This is a genomic window from Hyphococcus lacteus (assembly GCF_041058985.1).
In the GTDB taxonomy this organism is placed as follows: Bacteria; Pseudomonadota; Alphaproteobacteria; order Caulobacterales; family Parvularculaceae; genus Hyphococcus; species Hyphococcus lacteus.
Genome location: NZ_JBEHZE010000001.1, coordinates 1,221,049 through 1,240,573, shown reverse-complemented (window position 1 = coordinate 1,240,573; position 19,525 = coordinate 1,221,049). Strand labels below are relative to the sequence as shown.

Sequence of the window (19,525 nt, the reverse complement as noted above, 5' to 3'; positions counted from 1 at the left end):
GCTGGTTTCAAAATCAATCAGCGCATCAAGGCGCTTCAAAATTATAAATCTGTGGTCGCTCTTGCTGACGTAAGTTTGCTCGGCACCATGTATCGATATCGCGCGCCGTACGCTCATTTGGCTGAACTTTTTCAGACAACACAATATGGGCTACAAGACGACTGGCTCCATCGCTTCGGCGACCCACAACGATTTCGCATTCTTTTATGTGAGGATGAGAGCGCAGAGCATTCGACACAACGTCCGGAAATACATTTACTGCACCAATCTGAACCGCGCCATCACGGCGTCCCGAAAGGGCAAAACTCCGCTCACCGTCCCATTGCAAGATGTCCATTGGTTCGACCAACTCTTCAGTACTGTCAGGCATAATACGCATCAAATCATCACCAGCCTTACGCCAGTGATCAAACAACGCAAACGCTTCGCCGGGCGTATCGCGCCACCCAATCAGGCCTGTTTCTGTCGAGCCATATAATTCGCGCAACACACCAAAACCGCTTTTTCGCATCTCGACAGCGAGTTCAGGCGTCATCGGTTCGCCGAAGCTGACCGCAAGGGTATTATCCGGTGCCTTCAATTTTTCTTGCATCATGTAACGCCACAAGGTCGGTGTTGCGACGAGCACATCACCAAAGAGCAAGCTTTTGGACAAAACATCAGGCGTCATACCGCGCGCATCAACGGACTCAACACCCAATAAATTCGGTGTCAGAATAGATAGCTCGATCCCCAAAAGACTATGTGGTGCCACAAAAGACAGCAAACGGCGGCGACCATATAATACATTTGCAGCGGCTGCTGCATCCTGAAAGATTGCGTCCGCGCGGTGCTGATAAGCGATATCCTGATTGCTACGCGCGGCTGGCTTAAAAGAAAATGAAACTAGCTTCGATGCCAATGCATTGGAGAGTGATCGTGCCCAATCTGAAATTTTGTCCGCTGGTTCTTGTTTTAAAAAATCAGGAGCAAAGCCGAACATAGTTGCCGCCCGCTCAGCACACGCTGTTTTTTCTGCGGCGGTTAAGGCCATGCCGCCACGTTCCAACTTCGTGTCTTGCGTCCATGAAGCGATTGTCAGGAAGTCAATATGCCGATTAAACCGGCGCGCCAATTCATCAGCCGACGCCGCCCCAATCACCCGAGAGATTTGCTCTTCTTTGAAGGCAAACGATTTCAATGACCTGCTCGCAACTTTAGATCCTTCTCAATTTCACTTTCGTAACATGATTTGAGTTTTTCGAAGATGCTATATGCAGATTGTGAAATAGTGCCATTTTTCAATGTTGCCAATCGCAACCCGATAAGGCTGTTGGTCAATATAATCGCCGATTTTTTCAGCTCGTGACGCTCTATTTCGGCCTCGACGATAACCAATCCGGCCTCATTTCCCGATTGTAAAACAATATTTCGAACCACACCGGGAAGTGCACCTTCCCTCACCGGCGGCGTCACCACTTCGCCATCGCCACGAATAATGAACACATTCGCCGCGGATGCACATGCTACGCGTCCGGCATGGTTTAGCATCACCGCGTCCTCGAGCTTGGCAGCGCTCGCTTCCTCGCGGGCCATTACATTATCAATGTAGTTCAATGTTTTATACTTTGCCGAAACACTACGCTCGGCACGACACGCCCGGCTGACGAGAACATTTGCGGGTTCAATGTGAGAAATACGGTCATACGCATTTACTGTAATCAGAAGTGTTGGTTCATTCGCACCTTCAATAGAAAGCCCGCGCCGTCCCGCCCCACGCGTTAACGTAACACGCGCCGATCCAGTTTGCTTTTCGATGCGATTTTTGACGGCAAGCTCAGAAATTCGCTTGGTGATATCAATCTCATCAAACTTTATATCTATGCCCAGTGCGACGGCACCGGCAGTCAAACGTGCCATATGCGCACCCAAAAAAACCGGTACGCCATCACGTAATAAGATGGTTTCAAAAATTCCGTCGCCCAACAATAATCCACGATCTGCGATATCGACGGAGACGGGGTCTTCCCCGTATTCACCATTCTTCGAATATACAGCCATTAGCTCCCCACATACTTATAAACAAAATTCTCAATTACTTTTCGCCCTATCCGGCTTAGCAGCGATTCTGGATGGAATTGAACGCCAAACCATGGTCGCTCAACATGCTCTACAGCCATGACCTCTCCTTCGCTACTCCATGCCGTCACACGCAGCTCTTTGTTTTCGTCGGCCAAGCTCGAAACTAACGAATGATATCGGCCCACACTCATCGGTGAAGATATATCTTGGAATATACCGCCCTCTTCATGCAGGATTTCGCTTGCCTCACCATGAAGTGGGTGTTTGGCCCTCTTCGTGCGACCTCCACAGAATTCCACAAGGCATTGATGACCAAGACAGACGCCCAACACGGGTAAACTTGGGTCAATTACATCAAGCAATTCAGCGCAAAGCAATGCATTAGAGGGACGCCCCGGTCCGGGAGAGAGAATGATCGCATCGGCAGACATAGCCATACATTCAGACGCACTCACCTCGTCATTTCTAATAATGAGGGTTTCATGCCCCGCCTCACGGACATAGCGGGCAAGGTTATGAACGAAAGAATCGTAGTTATCGATTACGAGGATCATCGAATATCTGCCGCCGCCATACCAATAGACGACAAAACACCTTTCGCTTTGTCCAGTGTCTCACGGTATTCTTTTTCCGGATCAGACCGAAGCGTTATCCCTCCGCCCACCGGTATGCTCAATGATCGTTCAGAAACCAGCATAATACGAATTGCAACTGAAAAGTCTGCGCGTCCGTGATCTGAAAAATACCCAATCGCCCCACAATACGGACCGCGCCCTATTTTCTCGGTTCGCGCGATCGTACGCATAGCTTCAACTTTTGGCGCGCCGGTTATCGAGCCACAAGGAAACAGCGCACGTAAAATTTCTGAGAAAGTTACGTCTTGACGCAAAGCTCCACTAATTTTGGAAACCAGATGAAACACATTTTTTAGCGTCATCAGTTCACAAATTGCATCTTCACGAATTGAAAAATCATCACATACTCGAGACAGGTCATTTCTCAAAAGATCTGCAATCATAATATTCTCTGCACGGTCTTTTGGATCGCTTAACAGATCTCCCGCCAATAAAATATCTTCGTCATTATCTTTGCCTCTTGGTCGAGTTCCTTTGATAGGCTCTGTAAGAATACGCCTGTTACCATGCTGATCGCATTCGATCTGAAAGAAGCGCTCGGGGGACGCAGATACGACTTGACCTTGAGCAAATTGCAAAAAAGCACCAAACCTAGAATTGTTTTCTGATAGAACACTGCGCGCAATCGAATATACATCCAATTCGCTTTCAGCCTGTGCCGTTATTCGATGTGAAAAATTTACCTGATAAAAATCCCCATCAAGAATATTTTCTATCGCTGAGTTTACAGCATTTTTATATTCAGTAGCAGAAAAGTTTGAGCCCAACTGAAATGACGGAAGAGGCGATTGTGTCACCGCCCGCTTCGTGGCTAACACGTCACAAAGCGCCTTGCACGCCACTTCGGTTCGCCCAACCACAAACATTCTTTTTAACTTAACCGAAAAAAGTGCGGCCGCATCGTAAATGCCAAAACTGATATCCGGTAAAAGATAAGGCGAGGCAGGGATTTTCAAACTGGGCTCGAATAATGATGCGGCCTCATACCCGATATACCCCAAAACACCACCACAGAATGGAAAATCCATTTCTTCGGTCACCGGAGCGCCTCTCCGCTGCTGAAGGATCTCGTCTAGCCTCTGTAGCGATTTGTTAGTCGCACCTTCGATGACCTCCACTGGGGCGGCGACCAATATAGACCACTCCGCATCATTCGCCCCATCACCAGCATGTAATAGGTGCGCGTGCGGAACGCCCGCGAACGGCGCAAAGGCATCTATTGGGTTTTGCCATTCTATTTCAATCGAGACCATTAGCGCTGTTTAGCGAGAACGCCCCCAGAGGGAAAGCAGATCTTTAAAGACTTGGGCCAACGCGCAAATTGTCCTATTTCCTATGAAAACAGGAGATCTGATATGCCCGATTCCGACGGACAAAGCGTTGCAAAGACATTTTACGGCATCGCCATAGCCGTCCTCATTGGCTTTATCGCTTATATCGGGCGTGGCGTCATCATACCGCTGGTCGTCGCCATATTCCTTTGTTTTCTAATATACACCCTTAAGGAAAATATCCGTCGCGCCCCGTATATTGGTCGGTTTATGCCCGATTGGGTTGGATACATGGTCGCATTCATTCTCATCGGTGGCGGCATGGTGCTCTTTGTTGAAATTATCCGGTCAAATGTCGAAACCCTACTTGAGACTTGGCCCAGCTATGAACAAAGACTGCGCGGATTGGCAGGAGATGCAATCGCATATTTCCGGACGGTTGATTTCCTACCTCAAGACCTATTAGGCGGCGTCGAGCAAATTCAAAAATCTGCCCTCGACCTTATCAAACCAGTGCTCTCCCAAGCCGCAGGCAGCCTGCGTTCGCTTAGTTCCAACTTTCTTACTTTTATCACCGTCTTTCTGTATCTTATTTTTATGCTGATAGAACGGGGGCGTTTGCTGAAAAAAATAGAACTACTAGGCGCTGACGATCGGCAACGACGCGTAATCAATGAAACTTTATCAGATATAGGTGTCATGGTCCGGCAGTATATAACTGTCAAAACCCTGTCGAACCTCGTGACCGCAACGATTAGTTATATCATTATGCTGATTATTGGGGTGCAGTTCGCTGGATTTTGGGCTCTACTGATTTTTGTTCTAAATTACATTCCTATTTTCGGTGCCGCATCAGCAATCACTCTACCTGTCCTATTGTCCTTAGTTCAGCCAGACGGAGGTGGAGTGCGAATGGCAATGATCGCGGCCGTGAGCCTTATCGGTGCCGAACAAGTCATGAGCAATGGCATTGAACCGAGGATTGTGGGGCGCTCCCTAAACCTAAGCCCACTCGTGATCTTGTTCTCCCTCGGCGTGTGGGGGTCCCTGTGGGGGTTTGCTGGCTTACTTTTAAGCGTACCCATCACCGTGACCGTTATGATCGTTCTTTCGCAATTTCATTCAACTCGCGGGATTGCAGTCATGCTTTCTGATAATGGAAAAATCGCCGACATAAAACATGGCAATCTAGAGTAAGAACGCGCCTAAGAATAAATTGCATCTTTTAAGGTTGCTGCGAGCGCCAATGCCTCTTCTTTGCGACCCGATCCGTGCCGCCACGCAACACCAATACGACGCACAGGCGCAGGCTTAGCAAACGGAATTGTAACCAAACCAACTCCCTTCGCTAGACCTTCCCGCACAGCCATTTCAGGTAGCAAAGTCGCGCCCAATCCCGAACGCGCCATTTGGGCCAATGTAAACAGGCTAGTTCCACCAAAAGCTGCCGCAGCGTCACGGTCCCGCAATTCACATGCGTCAATCGCATGATCCCGAAGACAATGCCCATCTTCTAACAGCAACAATTCGCAACCATTGAGGTCGTCTTGGGAAACGGTTTTTTTCTCCGCAAGCGGATGCCCCTTTGCACATGCAAACCAAAATGGATCTTCCCCGATCTCGATAACGTCCATTCCGTGAAGCTCATAAGGGAACGCGAGAACCGCTGCGTCGATCAACCCGGCAGACAAACGCTCGGCCAAGGTCGCCGTCAAATCCTCTCGCAGATACAGATCGAGATTTGGGTATGCCTTCTTCAATATCTTGGCGGCTTTGGGTAAAATAAACGGCGCAATGGTAGGAATGACACCCAACGTGAAGGGCCCTTCCAAGGGCCGCCGACCGCTGGCTGCGCGGACCAAATCTTCTGCACCAGCCAATAATGCCGGTGCGCGTGACGCAACCTCGTCGCCCGCCGGAGTCAGCGCAAAAGCGCGAGTAGATCGATCAACCAATTGCTGATCCATCAATACTTCCATTTCTTTTATGGCCGAAGAAAGCGTCGACTGTGACACCAAACAATCTTCAGCGGCTTTGGAAAAAGAAGCGCGACGCACAAGCGCCATAAAAAATTGCAACTGCCTTAAGGTCGGAAGTGGCGTCATTACTGGCCCTCACTCATTATCGGTTAATTCGATTGTATAGAGCAATATAATCTATTTGATTAATTATCCAATGGGCCTATGTGTGTTTCATCGCTCCAACAGGGGCGTCGGAATTCACTTAATAAGATAAAGGAGACCTACATGTTAGGCGTCGGTGATAAACTTCCAGATTTTAAAGTTGTAGGCGTAAAGCCAGGCTTCAACGCGCACGAAGAGAATGGAAACTCTGCGTTTGAAGATATCACGCAAGACAGCTTTTCTGGTAAATGGAAAGTCATCTACTTCTATCCAAAAGATTTCACATTCATTTGCCCAACCGAAATTGCTGAATTCGGTCGCCTTGCAAAAGAATTCGAAGACCGTGATGCCGTTGTCATGGGCGGTAGCTCTGATAACGAATTCTGCAAACTTGCTTGGCGTCGCGACCACCCGGATCTCGATAAGCACCCAGCTTACCAGTTTGCCGATACAACAGGCTCACTAATTGATGGCCTTGGCATTCGCGCACCAGAAGGTGTTGCTCTTCGCGCAACGTTTGTTGTCGATCCGCACAATGTCATCCAGCACGTCTATGTGAACGGCCTGAATGTCGGTCGTAACCCACAAGATACATTACGCGTTCTTGATGCGCTGCAGACAGATGAGCTTTGCCCATGTAACCGTCCGATCGGTGGCGACACACTTTAAAAACTTTAAATTAGGGCGCGCGCGAGCAATTCATGCGTCGCCGCGCCCTTTTTTTATCAAAAATTAAGGACACAACACCATGAGCATCGACAACCTTCGGGAACAAATTCCAGATTACGCGAAAGACATTCGCTTAAACCTTGGCACCCTTGCGTCAGAAACGACGTTGACGGATCAACAAAAGTGGGGTGCGTTTTTAGCGTCCGCTCTGGCGTCAGGCAACGCCACTGTAATCAAAGCGGTCAACGCAGAGGTCGAGGGAAAGCTTTCGCCCGAGGCCCTGACAGCGACTAAAGCTGCCGCAGCAATCATGGGAATGAATAATATTTATTACCGTTCTACCCATCTTATGTCTGCGAAAGATTACGGCACTATGCCCGCCAAATTGCGGATGAATGTCATCGGCAAACCAGGTGTCGAAAAGGTAGATTTTGAGTTGTGGTCACTCGCGGTATCTGCGGTGAACGGCTGCGGAATGTGCCTCGACTCGCACGAAAAGGTAGTGCGTGAGGGTGGACTTTCTACAGAGCAGGTCCAAACAGCGCTACGCATCGCCGCGACTATCCACGCCGCGGCCGCTGTTTTAACCGGCGAAGAAGCCTTGGCTTGATGAAGTAAGCCTTCCAGACTGGTGTCCTTCAATGGGCAGCGCTAAGCTGTCCATTGAACAATTTTGTTGTTGGAGGCTTTGAATGAACAAGCAGTTTCTAAGTGTGAGCGCCGTCGCACTAACTCTACTCGTCCCGAACGTAACATTCGCACAGGAAATGAACCCGATCGATAACTGCCGCGAAAATACTGACGGTAAGAAAGATCGCATCGCGTGCCTCGAGGCTGCATTGCGTACATATATCGGGGACACTAACTCGATCGCGACCGCAGACAGCTCTGATCAAGTCACCGCGATGCCAAACAAAGACCAACCCACTGGACTAGGTGCGGAACAGGTCGTTGCCCGTAACCAGACAATCTCCGAAACAGACGCCAAAAACAGTGAGAAAGACGTCATAGCATCGCTCACGGATTTTGCTGTTACCCGATCCGGTACCTATGTTTTCTTTCTCGATAACGGACAAATCTGGAAACAAAAGCCTGCCGATTCAAACCGCTTTCGCTTATCCAAAAAGCGGGATTACACAGTTAAAGTTTCCCAAGGCGCACTCAGCGGCTACCGCCTAGAGATTGAAGAGATGCGCCGCTCTATGCTTGTTGAACGCATCAAATAAGCCAGCCTAACAAGCCCCCACCCAATCAGCTTACTGAGTTTTAAAAATAGAGAACAAAAAAAACGGCGGCCCAAAGGCCGCCGTTTTCTCTAACTATCGAGTGATAATTAGAATGTCGCTTTGATGCTTACTGAGTAAACACGGCCAAGCACGTCATAGAGGCTTGGGAATGTGTTGCCTGAGTTAAACGTCGTTGTACCAGTATCGTTGCCGATAATAGGTGGAGTTTTGTTCGCGAGGTTTTTCACGAGACCACCAATACGGACGCTTTCTGTAACCTGGTAACCAACTGAGAGGTCGAAGTAATTATGAGCAGAAATTTGCTCAAAATCATCGAACAAGTCGCCTGGATCGCCACGGAAGTCCATGCCGCCAATACGACGCCATAGGATCGAAGCTTCAAGAGGACCATTTTCCCAAGTTGCACGCGTTACTGAACGCCATGTTGGAACAGGATCACATGCGTTTGAGTAACCACCGTTACAATCAACAACCGGAGACGTCGCTGCAGATTGGAACTCGTTCTTCAGGTAATAGTTGGCGTTAAAGGCAAATGATAGGAAGCCCATATTGCCAATGTCATAACCAGTGTTCAGACCAAATTCCAAACCAGAGGCTTTAAAGTACTCTAGGTTTTGAATGAAGGCCGGAATACCTGTACCCGCTGTCGTCACGAGACCACTCGCGGAACGAACGATACCGGCACAAGTGTCAGCATCACCCAATGTGTAGCAAAGGTCGAAGACCTCATCACCAGCAAGTGTGTCGATGTAATCATCGATGGTGATGCTGTAGTAATCAACAGAGAACGTCGTCGCACCAACACCAGAACCAACACTGCTCATGTCAGGAGTGATAACGATACCAGCTGTACGTGTACGAGCCGTCTCAGCACCTGGCAACGCCGCAGGGTTAGTACCTGTAAAGACGTTAACCTGACCACTAACGATGTCATTAATCGTACCTGTCTGACCAGCCGGAACACCTGTTGATTCGCAAAGCGCGATAAGGTCTGGCGTGATCGGATTCGGATTACCGACTGAACATGGATCGAAGTCAGCGTTGTCTAGGCCCGTCGTGATTGGTGAACCGATTTCTGAAACGTTCGGTGCACGAACAGCTTTCTGCTCCATGTAACGGAAACGCAGTGCTGGAGTAACCTGCCAGTTAACACCGGCTTTCCATGCACTTGTGTCTTCGGTTGGAGAGAAGTCTGAGTAACGGTAACCAGCTTCAATGCTGAGATTTTCAAAGAAAGGCTGACCTTCTACGACAGGAATAATCCCCTCGACGAAACCTTCCCATGTGCCATAGCTCGCTTTAATTGGGAGCAAGTTACCACCTGCACCACCTTGGCAGCTCACTGGCGGCAATTTCAAGCATTCATCTGGCTCAAGCGCGCCAGTTTCTTCACGGTGCTCAAAACCAAGAGCAAGGTTCAACGGTGTTTCAGCCCAAGGCGATTTGAAGCCTTCAACTGGACCAGAAATTGATGCTTGCACAACCATCTGAGTTGCTTCCTGAGTCTGGAAAGCAATCGCTTGGTTGTAGACAGCCGCTTCTGGTGAAATCGAACCAAAGCCACCAAAGATGTTGATAGGCACACAACCTGCGGTAACCGAGCCATCAGGTGTTTCACACTGAGTTTCGCTAACGGTGTTCAACGCAGTCGCGATGTTTGCAACATTAGTGTAACCACCACGAACCGTTGTACGGTCTGTTTCAGCATACTGGAATGAAAGATCGTAGTTCCAGTCTGGTGAAACCCAATCCAACGAACCACGGAAACCAGTTACAATCTGGAAGAGATTGTTGTTGAAGTCTTCCGAACGTGTACCAAGCTCGAGTGTACGGCGACGAACTGGAACGATGATAGAATCGTCCACATCGAAAACGCCATTAGAGTTCAAGTCCTGAACACCAGTCGTTGCGAATGTGCCCGACGTACCTGTTCCACCAAAAGCGGGTGAAAGGTTGCCATTCACATTATCGAGGATCGCTTGACGTGCTTGCGCACCCAAGAATGGGTTCTGAAGCGGAATTTCAAACTCGTTCCCGAATACACCTGATGGTGCAACCTGCTGGCGAACGTTAATGCCAGAGAATGTACCACGAGCATAAAACTCAATAGAGTCGTTGATCTGGTAGTTACCGATTGCGGTAATACCAAAACGCTCTTGAGGAGTTTGGTAATAGTTGAACGGGTTGAAGTTAAACACCGAACAACGGTCGCCAAGTGTACCGTCATTGCGGAACTGAAGCGTGCCGCCAGGAAGGTCGAGCGCGCCAGGCATAGCCGTCGTTGAACCACCAACAGCGACTGAACCAGGAGCATCACACTCAGCAGGAGCAGGAACAATGTTACCATCAGCACCAGCACCAGATTCAGAATCAACGCCAACAAGACCGTATGGACGGGCACCAAGAAGTACACCTGAACGAGATGTATAGTTGAGGCTCATTGTTACGTTACCGCGACCGTCAGCAAAATTTGAGCCGAGCAATGCGCTGATATCGTATGTATCGCCGTCACCTTCTTCAGAGAGGGTATAGTTCGCCCCTACTTCAACGCCTTCAAAGTTTTTGCGCGTTACGAAGTTAACCGCACCTGACATAGCGTCAGAACCATAAACAGCAGAAGCACCACCTGTGATGATGTCAACGCGTTCAATCAGGTTAAGTGGAATGGTGTTTACGTCAACAATACCGCTTTGGTTGTAAGGAACGAGGCGTTTGCCGTCGATCATAACCAATGAACGTTCTGGGCCGAGGCCGCGAAGGTCGATTGTCGCTGCACCAGCAGAACCGTTGTTCACGTTCTGGCCGTCACCAGGGATGGTGATTGGCAGATCGCGGAAAACGCGTTCGATATTTGGTTCGAATTTACGTGATAGCTCTTCCTGACCGATTGAATTGACCGGGCTGGCCGCAACAATATTCGGGTCTTGGATGCGCGTACCGGTTACGATGACAACATCATCGCCATCAGCATCCTGAGCGAATGCCCCGGTTGCAGATGCTGCAAAAGCACCAGCTAGCACGGTTGTGCAGAGCAGGCGCTCTGCCAAACGTTTCTTTAACATTATGGTATCCCTCCAACTTTCAATCATAATTCCCATTTTGGGAGCTATGGGCGTCACAGCAGTGATATGCGCAATTCTCCGAATGCCTGCGCAAATCATGTCCAAGAATTAGACATTGGCGGCAAGCTAAGTCTCGACACTCATTTTGGTCAATAAACAAACACCGCTGGTTAAGTGGTAAACATCGCGTTGTGGCAAATTCGTCACAAAATCTCTTAACCAACTCTTAATTTGCACATGCAATAAATTGTTAGGACTTATTACCAAAGCTTTAACAAGCACTTAGCGCATATGCGTCACTCAGCAGAATGCTGTTTGATTGCACTTGTTTGAAACAGAAAAGGCTAAGACAGTGACCAAATTCGAGACAAATGACTGGCGGAGCTTTTCCGTTGTGATCTCACCAGAAGTTACTATCCGTGGTCGGCACTATTCCGGCGGCGACAAGCCTGCTGCGATCTGTATTCCCGGTCTCACTCGCAATGCGCGTGACTTTGAAGAACTAGCCCCGGAAATCGCGAAAACCGGTAGAGACGTATACGTGCTTTCTCTGAGGGGGCGCGGAAACTCAGACTATGATTCGCAATATTTGAATTATTTTCCGACGACATACCGAGACGATGTTCTGTTGACGCTTGATAGCCTGAAACTAGACGCCGCGACTTTCATCGGAACCTCGCTTGGCGGAATCACGACAATGCTCGCCAATGAGCTGGCCCCTGATCGTGTAAAAGCCGCCATCATCAATGATGTGGGCCCAGAATTAGCACCAGAGGGTATCGCTCGAATTTCCAGTTACGTGGGTGGGTCCTTAGGGCCCGCAAAAGACCTTAGCGAAGCCGCAAAAAGAATTAAGGCAATAAACGAAGTAGCTTTTCCCGACGCGACTAAAGAAGAATGGCAAGCCTTTGCGCGCCGTACCTATCGGCAACTTGAAACCGGCGAATGGATACTCGATTACGACCCAAACATCGCCAAAGCACTGGTTGAGAGCGGCCCTGCACCCGATTTATGGCCCGCCTTCAAGAGCCTGCAAAATACGCCGACACTTCTCATTCGGGGCGGTATTAGCGACCTGCTTTCGCCGGAAATCGTCGAACAAATGCGCGCCGTTCATCCGAATTTTGAATATGCTGAGGTTCCTCGCGTCGGTCATGCGCCAATGCTTACCGAACCAGAAGCGCTCAATGCCATCACGGTATTTCTTGCAAGCATTGATTAACCGATACCGTGAATTCCACATTCGGTCTTTGCCGCCCCCCTCCATCGACCAGCCCGCACATCATCATCCGCTCGCGCGGGATGCGTGCAAGGCCAGCATCCGATGGATGGATAACCCTGTGTCGTTAGTGGGTGCGCCGGCAAATCGTTTTCAGTGAAATAATCGCCTATCGCTTCTTTCGACCAACGGATCAGCGGATTGACTTTGATATGAGTCTCAGACGCTTCAAATGCCGGCAAGTTTATACGACCGCCACCATGAAATTGTTTACGCCCCGTAATCCACGCATCGAACTCCTCCAAAGCGGCCCCAAGCGGTTCAACTTTGCGTAGGGTGCAGCACGCATCTGCATCGCGTTTCCAAAGATCGCCTTGCGGATCACGAGAACCAAGCACAGCAGCATCAGGTGCAATGTCCCTTACATTCGTAAGCCCCAAATTTGCGGCCAGCTTTTTACGGTAGCTCACTGTTTGCGCAAAGTGCTTGCCCGTTTCAAGAAATACGACGGGAATGTCTTTATCTATCAGCGCAACCAGATGAAGGAGCGCCGCGGATTCAGCGCCAAAAGATGATACGAGCGCGATTTTTCCGCTAAATTCCTCTTTGATGGCAACACGGAGGATTTCGAGCGCATCCGCGCTCGAGTGTTGCATCGCAAGACGTCTCGCCCGAGCACTTAACGCTGTGTCAGAAGGCGCAGCAACAGGGGAGCCAGTATCGAGATTTGAAGCGATTGCACTCATGACCAATCCCTATGCTGCCGCGGCACGCGATAAGCGTTTACGCCAAACCGGCGCTTCGTTATCCGCCCCAGGCTGATAGGCAAATGAGAACTCTCGCAACGCCTTATCCGCGCCAGAGACATCCTCACCAGAAAACTCAAACGCATTAAAGCCGCACCGGACCATGTATGAAATTTGATCGCGCAGCACATCACCACGCGCGCGAATTTCACCGGTATATCCGTAGCGATCACGCAATAATCGGGCCTGACTATACGCACGACCATCCTGAAACTTCGGGAAGTTTAGAATGACAACACTAAACCCGCTTAAATCAGAAGCGATGTCACTAAGTGGAATATCGTTATCAACGACTAATGCGGTAGCGCCGGCGTTCCCCGAAGGGTTTTCCCGCCAATCAGTCAATGTCACCTCTTCCAACGGCTCCGAAAGCGTCGGCAAAAGGCGTTCATGTGAAAACTTAAGCAGCGTCATATAGCGCCTCCTTAAACGGCTGGGCACCGAGGCGCCTATATGTGTCAAGAAATCGCTCTTTATCCTGACGGTTGTTTTTATAGTAATCCACAAGCTTCTCGACAGCGTCGACAACTTGATCAGAAGAAAAACCACGACCTGCAATTTCACCGATCGCCGCGTCTTCCGCGCCAGATCCACCAAGCGTGATTTGATAAAACTCTTCGCCCTTTTTATCGACGCCAAGAATTCCGATATGTCCCGCGTGGTGATGACCACAAGCGTTTATACAGCCGGAAATTTTGATCTTTAATTCGCCCAGGTCTTCTTGTTTTTGAAAATCGCTAAAGCGCTCGGCAATGCGCTGCGCGATTGGAATGGAACGCGTATTCGCAAGCGAGCAATAATCGAGACCGGGGCAAGCGATGATGTCACTGACGAGCCCAATATTCGCTGTTGCGAGATCGACCGCTTTGAGTGCAGACCACACCGCAAAAAGATCGTCTTTTTTAACGTGCGGAAGAACAAGGTTTTGCTCATGGGTTACACACATCTCATCAAACGAAAAACGTTCAGCGATATCCGCCACCGCCTCCATCTGAATATCAGAGATATCACCCGGAATGCCGCCGATTGGCTTTACGGAAATATTGACGATTGAATAGCCAGAAGTTTTGTGTTCAGCCAAATTGGTCCTGGCCCAACGCGCAAATTCTTTGTCCTCAGCAATTTTAGCCTTATGAGTTTTGCTTTCTCCTGAAAGGTTTTCAAATTTTGGAGACGCAAAATATGCATGAATACGGTCAATTTCTTCGCGCGGTAAATCAACGCCAGAATTTTTGATTTGATTCCACTCAGTTTCGACTAAATTCGCAAAGCCATCAACGCCCTCAGAATTAACAAGGATTTTTATCCGGGCTTTAAATTTATTGTCACGCCGGCCTTGCTGATTATATACGCGCAGAATCGCCTCTAGGTATGAAAGCAGATATTCTTTTGGCAAAAACTCGCGGATAGTTGGGCCGACAAACGGCGTTCGCCCAAGGCCTCCACCTACATATACTTCGAACCCAACTTCACCCGCGTCATTCTTATGAATGCGTAATCCAATATCATGAAATTTCACGGCCGCTCTATCGCGATCCGCTGCCGTCACTGCAATTTTAAATTTACGCGGCAGATATGAAAACTCCGGATGAAACGTCGACCACTGACGGATCATTTCTGCGTATGGGCGCGGGTCCTCGACCTCTTCGGCAGTGGCACCCGCATATTGATCAGACGTGGTGTTACGGATGCAGTTTCCAGACGTTTGAATGGCATGCATTTCAACTTCTGCAAGCTCATCTAATATGTCCGGCACATCGACCAACGCAGGCCAATTAAATTGAATATTCTGCCGTGTTGTTAAATGCCCATACCCTTTGTCGTATTTACGCGCGATATGTGCGAGTTTGCGCATCTTCTGCGAGGTCAACGTTCCATAGGGTATGGCGACGCGCAGCATATACGCATGTAACTGAAGATAGACACCGTTCATTAAACGAAGCGGTTTGAATTGGTCCTCGGTCAATTCACCAGACAGGCGTCTATTCACCTGACCGCGAAATTGCGCGACCCGTTCTGCGACCAGCGTCGCATCAAATTCATCGTAACGATACATTATGCACCTGCCTGATAGCCGAGATCGAGACGGACAGTCGGTCCCGCCTTGCGGATAGATTCACGCAACGTTTCACGACCGGTCAAAGCACCCGCATCATCAACATCAATCAAATAAAGGTCAGCGATTTCCTCAACACGCAGTTGCGCATCTGCAAATGCCGTTTTCGCGGCATCATCCGCAAAATTCGCCGCGCGCTCTAGGGCAGGTGTCCACTGCCCGTCGCTACCGAGAAAGACGACCAATCCGTCCGACAGGCGATTTCCTGTGATAATTTTCACGCCACTAACCTTTCTTGCTGAGCGATCGACAACAGCGTTTCACCATCGGCAAGCGCCGCCACTTCACCGATCACCAATAGCGCCGGCCCGTCGACTGATCCTGCTTCGATCAACTGCCCAAGCTCATCGAGCGATCCCTTGATGATTTTTTGATCTGGGCACGTTCCTTTTTCGATTACTGCAACGGGCGTTGATCGCGCACGTCCATGGCCGATAAGACGGTTTGCGATCGAAGATGCTTTTGAAACACCCATGTAAACCACAAGTGTACTTTTAAGCGTCGCCAACGCCGCCCAATCAAGATCAGGCTCGCCCTCGTCTTTTGCATGTCCAGTCACAAAAGTGACTGCTTGGGAATATCCACGATGAGTGAGAGCCATATTCGCCGAAGCAGCGCACCCCGCGGCTGCCGTAATTCCGGGCGTGGTAAAAACGGAAATTCCTGCTGCCCGCACTGTCTCAAGCTCTTCGCCGCCGCGACCAAAAATGAATGGGTCACCGCCTTTTAGACGCACGACCATTTTTCCGTCGCGTGCAAACGCAACTAACCTAGCTTCGATTTCATCTTGTGGAACTGCGTGGTTCGCTTTGGCCTTACCGACATAAAAGCGTTCCGCATCACGTCTCGCGAGAGACAGAATTTCATCACTAACCAGCCGGTCGTACAATATTACGTCAGCATGCTGTAAAAGCCGCAATGCCTTGACCGTAAGCAAATCCGGGTCACCTGGTCCAGCACCAACAATATGGACAACCCCAGTTTTTTCTTTTTCTCGCGGACGGTTAATCAGCGCCACCATTGCTTCGTGCGCCCGAACCTCATCGCCTGCAAGCACTTGCGCTGCTACCGGCCCATCAAAAAAGTGCTCCCAAAATAAGCGCCGGTCATGCTCAGAAAACTTGGCCTTCACCGCATCGCGATAGCGATCAGCAAACTCGGCGAGCGACCCTACGTTTTGTGGTAACAAGGCCTCGATGTCGGCCCGCACCTTGCGGCCTAGGACAGGGGCTGCGCCATTAGTAGTGATCGCGACAGTTACCTGCCCCCGGTCAATGATCGAAGGCGTGATGAAATCGCAAAATTCTGGGCGATCAACGACATTAACCAGCGCGCCGGCCATCTGCGCGATCTCAACCCACCGCTCTATCTGGCTGTCTCGACCATCAGCAATGAAAACAAGAACCGAAGCCTCGATATCGCCAACGACGGGCGCACGCTCAATTAACCGGGCCACGCCAGCGAGTGCAGCTCTTGTTTCAGAGTCTATTTTCTCAGCAATCACCGTGAGCGATGCTTGCGCGGCTGTCATTAGCCGCGCCTTTGCCAACGCGCTGGGGCCACCACCGATAATAAGCACCGGCCGATTTTCGAGGGCGATATAGGCGGGGAATCTATTCATATAGTTTTTCTAATCTATGCGTTTTGTATAGCGCAGCATGGAGCTACCGTTTCAGGGGAAACTATGCACACCAGCATGGTAGCTCAATCGAATATTTCTGGCTCAAACATTAGGTATTCTGCGTTATGTGCCCGCAATCCGCGCAAACCCTAAGAGTTTAGGTAAACTATCGAAAAACTCACATCATGGTGATGTTGAGATTAGCGCTTGATTTATTAGTCTTTCTAATGAAATATCCCGCCATATCGGGAAAGAAAGCCTATATCATGAAACAATTACCGCCATTAAACGCACTAAAAGTGTTTGAGGCCGCAGCGAGACACTTAAGTTTCACTAAAGCTGCAGAAGAGTTACACGTAACTCCGGGCGCGGTGAGCCAGCAAATCAAGGCATTAGAAGATTTTCTACAAACCCCGGTATTTCGACGCCATAAACGCGCCCTGCTTCTTACCGATGAAGCACAAGCGAGCCTGCCGATTTTGCGTGAAGGCTTTGACAAGCTCATGGAAGCTGGTGACATCCTTGCGAAGAAAGCCGATGCTGGACGCCTAACCGTTTCTGTCGCCCCATCTTTTGCGTCGAAATGGTTGGTCCCCCGTCTTGATCGCTTTCAGGAAGAACACCCCGATATCGACGTTTGGGTATCTGCCGACATGAATGTGGTCGATTTTGCCGTAGATGATGTGGACGTCGCGATTCGGTATGGTCCTGGCGGATATACCGGCTTGGTGACAGAGCACCTGATGGCGGAAAAAATCGTGCCTGTCGCCAGCCCACAGCTGTTGACCGGCGACAATTCTTTGAAAAACCCAAGCGACCTCATCAACCACACGCTGCTTCACGATTCGAGCACCGAAAAAGACCCCGGCTGCCCAACGTGGCCGATGTGGCTCAAAGCGGCGGGGGTCTCCCACAAAGAGGGAGAACGCGGCCTAAAGTTCAATCAATCAAGTCTCGTAATCGAGGCCGCAGTCGCCGGCAAAGGTGTCGCACTAGCCAAGGCTGCACTTGCCCTTGCCGATCTAGAGGCGGCGCGACTGGTCATTCCGTTCGACCTGACGACACCATCTGAGTTTTCATATTACGTGGTGCATCCGCCGTCGAAATCGTCTTCTCCGGCGGTCAAAGCATTTAAGGCTTGGGTGTTAAAGGAAGCGCTGGAAAGCGCTGAAGCCAGCGACACTCAAGAAGCAGCTGCGTAATGGAAATTGGTGCCTGCGTCATGGGGGAACAACACAGGCACCTTTCAAGCGACTCCAGGTTGGGGGAGAGAAAGTGGAGCCGCCCTGATACAACTCGAAGATGAGCCTTAGCGCCAAAGAATCAAGATTACCTAAGATGACAAAGCCGTTAGTGTCTTGTGAGGATGCGCGCAAAACGCTGACGACTTATTTTCGCCGTTAAAAGCACAGCACTATCTTTCTGATATTTGATCCAAACACGCGCAAACCGCTTCAAAGATGAGCAATGTTGACGCATGTCGTTGTGGATAATCCCGGATCGGCATCAACAATGCGAGATCGTCCCAGCGATCAGATGAAGGGGCAGAGCCGTCATCCTTCAACATTGCGCGCATTTGATCGCGGAGATCATATAGCTCTTGAACGGTCGCCCCTATAATGTTGCGCGCGACAATCGAGGCCGAAGCTTGCCCCAGAGCACACGCCTTCGCCTCCATGCCGAATGCGATCACGACTCCATCCTTCACCGAAAGATCGACAGTCACCTCGGAACCGCACACCCGACTTACTTTTGTGGATGTGGCCTGTGGTGCTTCGAGACGCTGCACCGGCGGAATATCCGCTGCAGCGTCAAGAATTCCGCCACTATAAAGATCACTAATCATACCTCTTATGTGGCGCCTTTTTATGCCAAATCAAACAATAGAATTTCACTATCGGCCATTGCCGTAAATTCGATCTTCGACTCGTCTGAGATTTTGGCACCGTCGCCAGCATGCATGATCGTACCGTCGCTCAGCTCAACACCCCCTTTTGCGACTTGCAGCCAACCATATCGGCCCGAAGCAAATCGATGAGACAACGCTTCGCCTTCAGCCACGACGGACGCGTAGAGATCAGCGTCCTGCCTAATCCCAAATGAACCATCACGACCATCACCGGATGCGATGAGCTTTAACGAACCATCACGACCATCACCTATGATCCGCTCCTCATATCGTGGCGCTGCACCAGTTTCATTTGGCTCGATCCAAATTTGATAGAGATGCAATGGTTCAGTATCAGACGCATTAAATTCGCTATGTGTAACACCACTACCTGCTGACATATATTGAACCATGCCAGGGCGAATGGTGCCACCGCCGCCTGTGGAGTCTTTGTGAGCAACCTCACCTTCAAGGACATAGGTGATGATTTCCATGTCGCGGTGTGGATGCGGTGGAAAACCAGCACCCGGATTTACACGGTCTTCGTTCATGACCCGCAACGACCTAAATCCCATATGCTCTGGGTGATAGTAATTGGCGAATGAAAACGTGTGACGAGCATCAAGCCAACCATGGTTTGCATGGCCGCGATCAGCATTTTTACGGATCAAAATCATAAAACCTCCTTGCGGCACACCTTTTGGCGGCAGCATAAAGCAACAAATTGTCGAGTGATGCCGTCAATATGGGACACGTTTTATCGGTTTAAATAGATGGGTCGTATGTGCTCGATCACGTGTTTGAGAG

Annotated in this window: 19 protein-coding genes; 6 read left to right on the top strand and 13 right to left on the bottom strand. The window is 49.8% G+C overall.

Annotated elements, in window-relative coordinates:
* Nucleotides 1-25: 25 nt before the first annotated feature.
* From ABFZ84_RS06040 to ABFZ84_RS06025, 4 genes are read right to left on the bottom strand one after another with little or no spacing between them, the layout of a single operon-like run.
* Nucleotides 26-1,180: an acyl-CoA synthetase family protein gene (locus tag ABFZ84_RS06040; RefSeq protein WP_369313050.1), complete on the bottom strand. Its 1,155-nt coding sequence runs from the start codon at nt 1,178-1,180 to the stop codon at nt 26-28.
* The gene (locus ABFZ84_RS06035; RefSeq protein WP_369313049.1) at nt 1,177-2,040 is read right to left on the bottom strand and encodes an aminotransferase class IV; all 864 of its coding nucleotides are present in this window, start codon (nt 2,038-2,040) and stop codon (nt 1,177-1,179) included. The genes ABFZ84_RS06040 and ABFZ84_RS06035 overlap by 4 nt, the downstream gene beginning before the upstream one ends.
* Nucleotides 2,040-2,615: an anthranilate synthase component II gene (locus tag ABFZ84_RS06030; protein WP_369313048.1), complete on the bottom strand. Its 576-nt coding sequence runs from the start codon at nt 2,613-2,615 to the stop codon at nt 2,040-2,042. Before ABFZ84_RS06030 ends, ABFZ84_RS06035 begins: the two co-directional genes overlap by 1 nt.
* Nucleotides 2,612-3,949 carry an anthranilate synthase component I family protein gene (locus ABFZ84_RS06025; protein WP_369313047.1) on the bottom strand — a complete coding sequence of 446 codons (1,338 nt, stop codon included), beginning with the start codon at nt 3,947-3,949 and terminating at the stop codon, nt 2,612-2,614. The genes ABFZ84_RS06030 and ABFZ84_RS06025 overlap by 4 nt, the downstream gene beginning before the upstream one ends.
* 102 nt (nt 3,950-4,051) lie before the next feature.
* On the opposite strand from ABFZ84_RS06025, the gene ABFZ84_RS06020 reads away from it, so the two are divergent.
* A complete protein-coding gene (locus ABFZ84_RS06020) occupies nt 4,052-5,164 on the top strand; it encodes an AI-2E family transporter (RefSeq protein ID WP_369313046.1) in 1,113 nt (370 codons plus the stop codon).
* Nucleotides 5,165-5,172: 8 nt separating this feature from the next.
* Here the strand turns inward: ABFZ84_RS06020 and ABFZ84_RS06015 are convergent, their stop codons facing one another.
* Nucleotides 5,173-6,072: a hydrogen peroxide-inducible genes activator gene (locus tag ABFZ84_RS06015; protein WP_369313045.1), complete on the bottom strand. Its 900-nt coding sequence runs from the start codon at nt 6,070-6,072 to the stop codon at nt 5,173-5,175.
* Nucleotides 6,073-6,213: 141 nt separating this feature from the next.
* Between ABFZ84_RS06015 and ABFZ84_RS06010 the strand changes: the two genes are divergently transcribed.
* The 3 genes from ABFZ84_RS06010 (at nt 6,214) to ABFZ84_RS06000 (ending at nt 7,985) form a co-directional block, all read left to right on the top strand.
* Complete coding sequence (locus tag ABFZ84_RS06010; RefSeq protein WP_369313044.1) at nt 6,214-6,759, top strand: peroxiredoxin; 546 nt, start codon at nt 6,214-6,216, stop codon at nt 6,757-6,759.
* Nucleotides 6,760-6,838: 79 nt separating this feature from the next.
* Nucleotides 6,839-7,369, top strand: coding sequence for a carboxymuconolactone decarboxylase family protein (locus ABFZ84_RS06005; RefSeq protein ID WP_369313043.1), 531 nt, complete (start codon nt 6,839-6,841; stop codon nt 7,367-7,369).
* A gap of 82 nt (nt 7,370-7,451) precedes the next feature.
* Nucleotides 7,452-7,985 carry a hypothetical protein gene (locus tag ABFZ84_RS06000; RefSeq protein ID WP_369313042.1) on the top strand — a complete coding sequence of 178 codons (534 nt, stop codon included), beginning with the start codon at nt 7,452-7,454 and terminating at the stop codon, nt 7,983-7,985.
* Between the two features lie 107 nt (nt 7,986-8,092).
* Here ABFZ84_RS06000 and ABFZ84_RS05995 read toward each other — a convergent pair whose 3' ends face one another.
* Nucleotides 8,093-11,068, bottom strand: a complete 2,976-nt coding sequence (locus ABFZ84_RS05995) for a TonB-dependent receptor domain-containing protein (RefSeq protein WP_369313041.1) — start codon at nt 11,066-11,068, stop codon at nt 8,093-8,095.
* A 352-nt stretch (nt 11,069-11,420) separates the two neighbouring features.
* On the opposite strand from ABFZ84_RS05995, the gene ABFZ84_RS05990 reads away from it, so the two are divergent.
* Nucleotides 11,421-12,290, top strand: coding sequence for an alpha/beta fold hydrolase (locus ABFZ84_RS05990; RefSeq protein WP_369313040.1), 870 nt, complete (start codon nt 11,421-11,423; stop codon nt 12,288-12,290).
* On the opposite strand, the gene ABFZ84_RS05985 is transcribed toward ABFZ84_RS05990, so the two are convergent.
* The 5 genes from ABFZ84_RS05985 to cysG are packed head-to-tail and all read right to left on the bottom strand — an operon-like array spanning nt 12,287 to nt 16,830.
* Complete coding sequence (locus ABFZ84_RS05985) at nt 12,287-13,033, bottom strand: phosphoadenylyl-sulfate reductase (protein ID WP_369313039.1); 747 nt, start codon at nt 13,031-13,033, stop codon at nt 12,287-12,289. The genes ABFZ84_RS05990 and ABFZ84_RS05985 overlap by 4 nt on opposite strands.
* A 9-nt stretch (nt 13,034-13,042) precedes the next feature.
* Nucleotides 13,043-13,507, bottom strand: a complete 465-nt coding sequence (locus ABFZ84_RS05980) for a DUF934 domain-containing protein (protein WP_369313038.1) — start codon at nt 13,505-13,507, stop codon at nt 13,043-13,045.
* Nucleotides 13,494-15,149, bottom strand: a complete 1,656-nt coding sequence (locus ABFZ84_RS05975; protein ID WP_369313037.1) for a nitrite/sulfite reductase — start codon at nt 15,147-15,149, stop codon at nt 13,494-13,496. The genes ABFZ84_RS05980 and ABFZ84_RS05975 overlap by 14 nt, the downstream gene beginning before the upstream one ends.
* A complete protein-coding gene (locus tag ABFZ84_RS05970; RefSeq protein ID WP_369313036.1) occupies nt 15,149-15,430 on the bottom strand; it encodes a DUF2849 domain-containing protein in 282 nt (93 codons plus the stop codon). The genes ABFZ84_RS05975 and ABFZ84_RS05970 overlap by 1 nt, the downstream gene beginning before the upstream one ends.
* On the bottom strand, nt 15,427-16,830 hold the full coding sequence (gene cysG / locus ABFZ84_RS05965; protein WP_369313035.1) for a siroheme synthase CysG: 1,404 nt from the start codon (nt 16,828-16,830) through the stop codon (nt 15,427-15,429). Before cysG ends, ABFZ84_RS05970 begins: the two co-directional genes overlap by 4 nt.
* A 266-nt stretch (nt 16,831-17,096) precedes the next feature.
* Between cysG and gcvA the strand changes: the two genes are divergently transcribed.
* The gene (gcvA, locus tag ABFZ84_RS05960; RefSeq protein ID WP_369313034.1) at nt 17,097-18,032 is read left to right on the top strand and encodes a transcriptional regulator GcvA; all 936 of its coding nucleotides are present in this window, start codon (nt 17,097-17,099) and stop codon (nt 18,030-18,032) included.
* Nucleotides 18,033-18,244: 212 nt separating this feature from the next.
* Here gcvA and ABFZ84_RS05955 read toward each other — a convergent pair whose 3' ends face one another.
* Both ABFZ84_RS05955 and ABFZ84_RS05950 read right to left on the bottom strand, forming a co-directional pair.
* Nucleotides 18,245-18,676, bottom strand: a complete 432-nt coding sequence (locus tag ABFZ84_RS05955) for an iron-sulfur cluster assembly scaffold protein (protein WP_369313033.1) — start codon at nt 18,674-18,676, stop codon at nt 18,245-18,247.
* Between the two features lie 20 nt (nt 18,677-18,696).
* On the bottom strand, nt 18,697-19,395 hold the full coding sequence (locus ABFZ84_RS05950; RefSeq protein ID WP_369313032.1) for a pirin family protein: 699 nt from the start codon (nt 19,393-19,395) through the stop codon (nt 18,697-18,699).
* Nucleotides 19,396-19,525: the final 130 nt, after the last annotated feature.

Bases quoted from the DNA above. Each gene is read 5' to 3' on its own strand.
- ABFZ84_RS06035 (WP_369313049.1), bottom strand. From the start codon at position 2,040: ATGGCTGTATATTCGAAGAATGGTGAATACGGGGAAGACCCCGTCTCC.
- ABFZ84_RS06030 (WP_369313048.1), bottom strand. From the start codon at position 2,615: ATGATCCTCGTAATCGATAACTACGATTCTTTCGTTCATAACCTTGCC.
- ABFZ84_RS06025 (WP_369313047.1), bottom strand. From the start codon at position 3,949: ATGGTCTCGATTGAAATAGAATGGCAAAACCCAATAGATGCCTTTGCG.
- ABFZ84_RS06020 (WP_369313046.1), top strand. From the start codon at position 4,052: ATGCCCGATTCCGACGGACAAAGCGTTGCAAAGACATTTTACGGCATC.
- ABFZ84_RS06015 (WP_369313045.1), bottom strand. From the start codon at position 6,072: ATGACGCCACTTCCGACCTTAAGGCAGTTGCAATTTTTTATGGCGCTT.
- ABFZ84_RS06010 (WP_369313044.1), top strand. From the start codon at position 6,214: ATGTTAGGCGTCGGTGATAAACTTCCAGATTTTAAAGTTGTAGGCGTA.
- ABFZ84_RS06005 (WP_369313043.1), top strand. From the start codon at position 6,839: ATGAGCATCGACAACCTTCGGGAACAAATTCCAGATTACGCGAAAGAC.
- ABFZ84_RS06000 (WP_369313042.1), top strand. From the start codon at position 7,452: ATGAACAAGCAGTTTCTAAGTGTGAGCGCCGTCGCACTAACTCTACTC.
- ABFZ84_RS05995 (WP_369313041.1), bottom strand. From the start codon at position 11,068: ATGTTAAAGAAACGTTTGGCAGAGCGCCTGCTCTGCACAACCGTGCTA.
- ABFZ84_RS05985 (WP_369313039.1), bottom strand. From the start codon at position 13,033: ATGAGTGCAATCGCTTCAAATCTCGATACTGGCTCCCCTGTTGCTGCG.
- ABFZ84_RS05980 (WP_369313038.1), bottom strand. From the start codon at position 13,507: ATGACGCTGCTTAAGTTTTCACATGAACGCCTTTTGCCGACGCTTTCG.
- ABFZ84_RS05975 (WP_369313037.1), bottom strand. From the start codon at position 15,149: ATGTATCGTTACGATGAATTTGATGCGACGCTGGTCGCAGAACGGGTC.
- cysG (WP_369313035.1), bottom strand. From the start codon at position 16,830: ATGAATAGATTCCCCGCCTATATCGCCCTCGAAAATCGGCCGGTGCTT.
- gcvA (WP_369313034.1), top strand. From the start codon at position 17,097: ATGAAACAATTACCGCCATTAAACGCACTAAAAGTGTTTGAGGCCGCA.
- ABFZ84_RS05955 (WP_369313033.1), bottom strand. From the start codon at position 18,676: ATGATTAGTGATCTTTATAGTGGCGGAATTCTTGACGCTGCAGCGGAT.
- ABFZ84_RS05950 (WP_369313032.1), bottom strand. From the start codon at position 19,395: ATGATTTTGATCCGTAAAAATGCTGATCGCGGCCATGCAAACCATGGT.